The organism is Haloferula rosea (assembly GCF_016595525.1).
GTDB lineage: Bacteria > Verrucomicrobiota > Verrucomicrobiia > Verrucomicrobiales > Akkermansiaceae > Haloferula > Haloferula rosea.
In genome coordinates this window covers 57,852-66,353 of the sequence record NZ_JAENII010000017.1, presented here as the reverse complement: position 1 = coordinate 66,353, position 8,502 = coordinate 57,852, and the positions used below count along the sequence as shown (strand labels likewise).

The window sequence follows — 8,502 nt, the reverse complement described above, 5'->3', positions numbered from 1 at the left end:
CAGGAGAGGTTGTTTATTCACACTATTCATACCGTACTTCGGCCGGCTTTCCGTCTCTCGTTTTCAACGAAATCGAGCTTAAGGACGCGCCATTCGGGACCGACCCCTTCCATCACCGTAACTGACCCCTTTCACCTTTCAGACCCCTTTTAGTTGAGCGTTTACCTTTCCCCCTCCGAATGATAGACAACTGCGCATGGGATACATTGACAAACTCACTGTAACGATCTCCTGCCCAAAGTGCGGGAAAACCGCTGAATCCACGGCAAAGGACTCTGGCAGCGGCTACGGAGGCCCGTGCTGGGGGCAACTTGGTCGGTTTCCCGGATTTGAGGTCCAATCTACCTTCCATGAGAAGCGCGGCCCTCATGTTGATTCCGCTTCCTGCATCGATTGCGGTGAGGAGGCCGAAGTCGATTCGGGGTATACTCAATGAGCCTTGCTCAAGAAGAGCCAATGTCTTCACCCTTGTCGGTGGCGCCCACTGCTCCATTACGGTCATTTAGCCGAGCCATCAATTTCCTTTGAAGTTAACGAAGTACTCGCAGGGTGCCTGGAACCGACTGAATTAGCGGATCGAAAGCTTCAGAGAACTTTCTAAGTTGAAGCCGGAGAACCCGAAGTTTTTCGTCAGTGCTATTTGGTGCGATTACATTGCCATCTACAATATGTCTACATACTGAATATGCTCCTCGAGCCACAACAACACGGTTGCGGTTCGATAACCCTCTAACAATTGCTACTGCAAATATTCGATCTGCTCCATCAATGGAGATTGAGTCATCAAGAACTATTCGCGCCAAGAACCTTCCAAGAATCCCCATTACTGAATCGGCGCTGATCCCGTAGTCTTCGGAAAGCGTAAGAGGAAGATTGAAGTATTCAAGATTCTCAGGCAGCACTGAAACGACTCCTCCATCAGTCTCTGGAAGGACGGCATCAATCATATCATCGACGGTGACTGGAAGCAGGTGGTATCGATAACATGACAATTGACCCAAATACTTGTAGAAATCCAGTTTTTGAAGAATGCCGAGGTCAACCATGCTGCGAATCAACCCAACTGACGAGAAGCTCTGAGGAAGACTCTTCTCGCCGACGGCTCTAAGTGCCGGAAAAAGCCTAGCGTCGTCGGTTAGAACGCTAACCTTCTCATCCAGTCCGAAGCGCAACGGATCCATAATATATCCCGGCAAGATCGCAGTCCAATTCTGATCCTCTGATGAACCACTGATACCCCGACTCAACTTAAGTGACGCAACGCCCTCCAAACGACTCGCTCCGTCGAGAAGCCTCGTTCTAAATTCATTTTCACTTTCACTCTTTCTCTCGGAGAATTGGAACCTGTTGCCCACAAACGCTCCTCGGCCAACCCCCGCATAAGTAACCTCAAGCGACTCTGCAATCCTTCGAATTACGCGTACTACTGAAGCAGTGATACATAACCCTGAACAAGATGAAATTACCTTTCCCAGCAATCCAGCCTCTATCAGCATCAGAGCTGATAACGCGTCTATGTAGAATCGAGCACCAGACAAGGCCTCTTTAGCCAGTTTGGTATGCTCGTCAATGGTCACCTGCGATCCATCATTACAGAAAATAAAACCGCGCCCTTCACTGCCAATTTTTCCCAAAGCCTGGACTAGTCCACCCTCCATCTTGCACAGGAAATAGAAAGGCAAACTATTTGCAACATAGCCTTCAAAGAACTCGTTCGATCCTCGGAGTTTGTTCTCGGAGAATTTTTGGAGATTGTCGAGAGTTAGCGAACCATCCTCTTCGGTCATCTTGACCGCCCAGACTGCATGCTCACCGGTGCTCGCAGCACTCTGAAGAGCCTCTTGCGCTCTGAAACAAATAAAGGCCTCTGGACTCAAAATATGAGTTACTTTTCTGCGAGATTCGCCATCAGAATACCTATCGGGTGGCCATTCGATCTCTTCACCGAGACCTCGATTAACTATTGCTTCATAGTTTTCACCTCCCGGCAACAATCGCGTGGCTCCAAAAGAGCTACCTCCACTACCCAATAGAAACCACGTGGAAAGCCCCTGAATTCGCACAAAGCTTGAGTCTCGAACAACCTCATAGGGCGCCAAGTCAATGCACCCAGCATTGGTTAGCTCCACCGTCAGCAGATACAAGGAGAGAAAGACTGAATCTTCGAAATGGTCTACTTGCTCTAACGCACTGAAGAGTTGCCTTAATGCAAGAGAAGACTTTCCCTCAAAATTTGAGCGCAGATAAGCTTCGGCTCCGACAAGTCCTAATGGAAAGCTGATTTTCTTATCCGCGTGTCTTGCAAACTCCTCGCACGCCCTATCTGGCTGCCCGACAAGTTGCAACGACTGAACTAGAATCTTAAGAAGGAGCTCAAAATTGCTCTCACTGAGAAGACTAGGGTTCTCAAGTGCGATTAAAGCATGATCAATTGATCTACTGTCGTCCTCTAGTTTCCAGAGAGCGAACGCTAGTCGCGCATGAAGCACAGCATCCTTTTCCGACGAACTGGTCTTCTTGACAAATTGATTAGCAAACCTAACAAAGGTGTCCCACTGCTCGAATCTAAACGCGATTTCAAATAATTCGCGCAGAGCCAGCATCGAGATCCCCTTTAGTTTAAAAGCCTCTAGTTCTTCAATACACTCGCTCCGTCGGTCCAAGCGTTCGAGCGAAAGGATCTTCAGGAAGCGAAACTCAGATAGGACTGGTTCGTTAATCTTAAGACCGTCGAATAGGGCTATAACCAGGCCGGGACATTTCTCAAGAAGTCTATATCCAAGCATCAGAGCAAACTCATGATCCTCCTTCTTCCGGAGGCATGCAAGAATAGCACCGCCGTCCTGAGCTTGAATTGAATTGTTCAATTCTATAAGGTTATGATCGCCGTGCCTTTCAAGAAGCCTTTGATTTGCATCCTTGAGCTTGTCGCAAGTTACACATTGAACAAAGAGGTGTTCTACGACAGATTTTGGGGGGCTGACCTTAGATGAATCGATCTTTTCAAAAATTAGATTCATTTCAGTCATTGATAGGCGGAAGGACCCCAAGATCTCCTGTAGATTAGCATAGATGAACTTGCCAAAATACAAGTCTTCCAAAACGCTGAAAAGGTCACCTCGTGATTGATCAACTTCCGAAAAATCACCCGTCATCTGTGCCAATAAAACTACCGGCTTCAATCGATAGACCCCTTGCAGAAAGGTATCTTTTGGGCTAATTGGATCCCTGTTCTCTAATAGGCGCTTATTCGATTCTATCTTGAGTAAGCCTTCTTCAAGGTCACTGATCTCAATTGGCTGAGACCGGATTAGATCAACGCTTCTGAAGACCATCCCAAAAACCAATGGTCTAGGTGATGTCCCTATCTCTGTCGCCCACTCTTCCAGGATTCTGTCCCGAAGTGAATGCTCACCGATTGAATCAGCATAGATCACACGTTTTGCTAGCGCCAATTCATAGAGCCGAATGTCAACTCGGGACTGGTTCGAAAGTTGCTCTAGATCCTTAAGCGGCTGTTTGGTGGATGACTCGTCCCAATCGAGTATTCTCAAGTGAAGATTGTCAGGTGCCAAGCCTCGAAGGCTACTCTCAACCCTCTCAGCCTCATCTCCACTAGCAGGAGCATCTCTACAGATCCCAATGTACTCAACCATCGCTTCCGGCCACGATGGATTTTCCCTGACCAATTCTAGAAACTGCCTTTTTGCTTCTTCGATATCTTGGTCAAGTGCTACAAGGCGAGCATTTAGACAATCAACTTGGTAGAGAAGGAATGGATCCTCGGATTCGTGCGAAAAGTTAGCAACTTGAGCGAGGAGCACTTGTGCGTCACTTTTCCGATTTCGATTTACTAATTCCCTGCAGGTATTCAGAAGCTGTATTAAGACTTTCCTCTTCTTACTCGAATCTACTGCTACTGACCTACCAATATTCTCTAGGGTTTCCCGAACTTCTTTGGTTAGGTAGGGCGAGTCCTTCTTAACAGACTCTGCCCACTCTTCATGATCAGATTTCCAGCGCTGAAGGACGGCCACCGGATAGTCTTTCGCGTTATCGATGTTGTCTATTATCTTGTGATGCTTCTCACAAAGATAGAGCAAGTTGGCTTCAGTTTTTCTAAACGCAAGGCTTGTAATGTAGTCTTCTCGAGGGTGACTACCTACTTTTCTCGGATAGATGTGTGCGCACTCAGCGAGCTTAGTTCTTTGGTGCACCGACCTTTCGTTGCACAGCGGAGCCGCGCAAATGCCCAAGCCATTCACGAACACTTGGAATTTAACCCGTTCTGGAACCGGACCAGAGTCATCACCATCTTTCATAGGTTCAAAGAAGGTTTCTTTAGAGCTTCATTGGCTTAGATTGTTCTGCGGTCCGGGAACAGCCCACAGCCCACAGCCCACAGCCCGGGTCAGCCCGCGATTTCTGGCAATTGGCATTCAGTTCTGCAGCGTTCTAACGCGGCCACTAATAGGCTCCATATCTTGAGAGTGCGGAATCGATGGGTTCTTGGATGTCGAATGGTAGATGGGATCAATTGAATTCCGTGATGCCTGGCCCAAAATAAGGGCGTCCTCAAAGGACGCTCTCCCTTTGAATTCGCGACCAATTGCTTCTCCGACCTAATTACAAGCTTCGCATTCACCCCCTTTTAGAAGCCCCCTTAGCCGAGGCTTTGGGGGACAGGTCCCATTGAGAGTTCGGCGTCACTGACACGCCTCGCACTCTCCGCCGTTGATCATGGCATCAATCGAGCACGCATTCTTCTCGGCCTCGGTGTAGACCTTCGCCGCTGGCGCAGCCGCCCCTCCCCCGCTCATGACGCCGCGGATGGCTTTGTCGACTTTGCCGGTGGAGCTTTCGACGTCGCTGGCTTGGAGGGTGCGGAGGTAGTAGGTGGTCTTGAGGCCCTTTTCCCAGGCGCGGCGATACATGTGAGAGAGGCTCTTCATGTCGGGCTGGGCGAGGAAGAGGTTCACGCTCTGGCTCTGGTCGATCCACTTCTGACGGCGGGCGGCGGCGTCGATGATGTACTCGTAGCCGACGCTGAAGACGGTCTTGTGCTTTTGCTTGAGTTCTTCCGGGATGGTGTCGATGTCCTCGAGCTCGCCCTTGAAGTATTTCAGTTCGTCGACCATTTCCTGGCTCCACAGGCCGGCCTTCTTGAGATCGCGGACGAGCTCGCGGTTGAGGACGATGAAGTCGCCGCTCAGGTTGCTCTTCACGTAGAGGTTCTTGTAGTTCGGCTCGATGCAGGGGGTGGTGCCCATGATGTTCGAGATGGTGGCGGTCGGTGCGATGGCGAGGACGTTCGAGTTCCGCATGCCGTGCTCGGCGATTTTCTCACGGACGACGGACCAGTCCATCTTTCCGCCACGTGGGACGTCGATCTTCTTGCCGCGCTCGTCTTCGAGCAGGTCGACGGTGTCCTGCGGGAGCAGGCCGCGGTCCCACTTGGAGCCCTTGTAGGTCGAGTAGGTCCCCTGCTCTGCGGCGAGGTCGCTGCTGGCACTGTAGGCGTAGTAGGCGATGGCCTCCATGAATTCGTCGTTGAACTCGACGGCGGCATCCGAAGCGAAGCCGAGGCCACGCTTGTAGAGGGCGTTCTGCAGACCCATCACGCCGAGGCCGATCGGGCGGTGGCGTGAGTTCGCGGTCTTGGCGGCTTCGGTCGGGTAGAAGTTGATGTCGATGACGTTGTCCAGCGCGCGGATGGCGACGGTGATGGTCTCCTTGAGCATCTCGTGGTCGAGCGCGCCATCGGCGGTGATGTGGGTGTCGAGAACGACGGAGCCGAGGTTGCAGACGGCGGTTTCCTCATCCGAGGTGTTGAGGGTGATCTCGGTGCAGAGGTTGCTGGAGTGGATGACGCCGGCGTGGTCCTGCGGGGAGCGGACGTTGCAGGGATCCTTGAAGGTGATCCATGGGTGTCCGGTTTCGAAGATCATCTTGAGCATGCCTTTCCACAGCTCGATGGCGGGAATCTCACGCGACCAGATCTTGCCCTCGGCGGCCATGGCCTCGTATTCGGTGTAGCGCTGTTCGAAGGCCTTGCCGTAGAGGTCGTGGAGGTCGGGGGTTTCGTTGGCACGGAAGAGGGTCCAGGTCTGGCGGGCCTCCATGCGCTTCATGAACAGGTCGGGAATCCAGTTCGCGGTGTTCATGTCGTGGCAGCGGCGGCGTTCGTCACCGGTGTTCTTGCGCAGCTCGAGGAAGTCCTCGATGTCGTTGTGCCAGGACTCGAGGTAGGCGCAGCCGGAGCCGCGGCGCTTGCCACCCTGGTTGACGGCGACGAGCTGGTCGTTGTGCAGCTTGAGGAATGGGATGATGCCCTGGGACTCTCCATTGGTGCCCTGGATGTAGCCGCCGGTGCCACGGACGGAGGTCCATGAGCCACCGAGGCCGCCGGCCCACTTGGAAAGGAAGGCATTCTCGGCCACGCCGCGGATCATGATGGACTCGATGGAGTCATCGACCTTGTAGAGGTAGCAGGACGAAAGCTGGCTGTGGAGGGTGCCGGAGTTGAACAGCGTCGGGGTGGACGAGCAGAAGCGGCGGCCCTTGTAGAGGTTGTAGAGGCGGATGGCCCAGTCCTCGCGGTCGGTCTCCTCGGCGCGGAAGAGGCCCATGGAGACACGCATCCAGAAGAACTGGGGCGTCTCGATGCGGCGGTGCTTGCTGCTGGTCTTATCGACGATGAGGTAGCGGTCGTAGAGGGTCTGGATGCCGAGGTAGTCGAAGTCGAGGTCGGCGGTCGGATCGAAGGCTTCGGCGAGGGTGTCGAGGTTGTAGAGTTCGAGCAGCTCGGGGTTGAGGCGTTTGATGGCGATGCCGTGCTTGAGGTAGGTTTTGAAGGCGGCCTTGTGGGCGGCCTTCAGCTTCTCGACACCGTCGCGCAGGATGGACCAGTCAAGGACTTCCTCATAGATGTAGGAAAGCAGGATGCGGGCGGCGAACTTGGCGAAGTCGGCGTCCTTTTCGATCAGCGACTTGGAGTTGAGGATGACGGTGTTCTTGAGGTCCTTTTCCTTGATCTCGGCGCCGACGGAGCGGCGGAGTTCGCGTTCGATCTCGGGCTCGGTGAGGCAGAGGTCGAGACCGATGGAGGCGAAGTGGATGCGTTTCTTCAGCTCGGTGCCGTCCCAGAGTTTGGTTTCGCCATCGTCGGTGATGACGGTGATGAAGAGGTCCTGATCGGTTTCGTCGGGGGCTTCCTCAAGGTCGATGCGTTGGCGGGCGCGTTCGTCGCGGTAGCGGATGTAGTGGGCAGCGGCCTTGAAGTGGCCCTGCTTCATGAGTTCTTCCTGGACCATGTCCTGGACGTCCTCGATGTGTACGAAGGACTGGTCGCCGGTGCGCACGCGCTCGGTCACGGCCGCCGCGACGTCGGTGGCGGGTTCGGGAATCTCGTGGATGGTGAGGAAGGCCTTGCGGACCGCAATTTCGATCTTGGTTTCGCTCCACGGCACCACGTTGCCATTGCGGCGGATCAGGCGCACGGGAAGCGCGTGAGGCTGGGCGCCGGCCGAGATGCTGCCGCCCTTCTCGATCGAGCGGCGGAAGGCGAGCGACTTGGCGACGTCGTAGGCGTCGTTCTCAAGCAATGCCTTCTCGATGAGCAGGTAAAGGTCCCCTTCCGAAAGACGCAGACGACCTCCTTCGTCGAGGGTCTTGGTGAGTGAGTTGGCGACGGCGTGCGCCACGTCCGAGACGAACTTGCGGTTCTCGTCGGTGAAGATGCTGTCCTCTTCGGCCTTGCGGGCGATGAGCAGGTCGGTGAGCGACTCACCGATGGCGTCGGCCACATGCTCGAGCGAGAAGTGTTGTTCCTCATTGCCACGGGTGACGGTGATGTCGGTGATCGGCTTGCGACGGTCATCGGGAAGGACCTCACGCCAGGTGTGCGAGCGGTCGGAGGCGGGCATGGCGAAGCGGTCGGTGATGACTTGCTTCAGGTTGAGGTCTTCGTCGAGGTTGAGATTGGTGTACATGGTGTGTGAGGAGGCGGGGTGGTTTTGTTTTTAGCGGGCGGTTTCGCGCCGGGGGCGCGAGGGACGAGGATAAAGGAAAAAGGATAAAGGGGGAGAAGGTGATTAGCGCTCGTCGGTCTTTGGTTTGCGCTTCTGAAGGGTGAGGTGACGTTTTAGGGATCGGATGAGGCCGCCGAGCATGCGGGAGATTTCGCGAGTCTCCTTGACCATGGCGCGGGAACCTTCGAGCGGCGGTGCGCCGAGCCGCTGGCGGACTTTCTCAGCAACGAAAAGCTGGGTGCGAAGTTCGCCGCAGGAGCCTTTGCTGTAGCGGAGGAAGTTGATGTATTCGGCAGTGCTTTCGCGCTCGAATCCTTCGGCAATATTGGACGGGATGGAGAGCGAGGAACGCTCCATCTGGCCACGGAGCGCAAAGTCCTTCGACTCGGCGAGGGCGACATGAACCTCGACCGCCAGCTGGCAGCCTCGCTTCCAGACATCCAAGTCCTCAAAACTCTCGATCTCACTCATC

Annotated in this window: 3 protein-coding genes; all 3 read right to left on the bottom strand. The window is 54.1% G+C overall.

The window, feature by feature from the left end; translation table 11 throughout:
* Positions 1-530 precede the first annotated feature (530 nt).
* Positions 531-4,322 (bottom strand): hypothetical protein, encoded by a 3,792-nt coding sequence (locus JIN81_RS17275; protein WP_200282902.1) that lies wholly within the window; start codon positions 4,320-4,322, stop codon positions 531-533.
* A 384-nt stretch (positions 4,323-4,706) separates the two neighbouring features.
* Complete coding sequence (locus JIN81_RS17270; protein ID WP_200282900.1) at positions 4,707-7,991, bottom strand: ribonucleoside-diphosphate reductase subunit alpha; 3,285 nt, start codon at positions 7,989-7,991, stop codon at positions 4,707-4,709.
* A 102-nt stretch (positions 7,992-8,093) separates the two neighbouring features.
* Positions 8,094-8,501 (bottom strand): four helix bundle protein, encoded by a 408-nt coding sequence (locus JIN81_RS17265; protein ID WP_200282898.1) that lies wholly within the window; start codon positions 8,499-8,501, stop codon positions 8,094-8,096.
* Position 8,502: the final 1 nt, after the last annotated feature.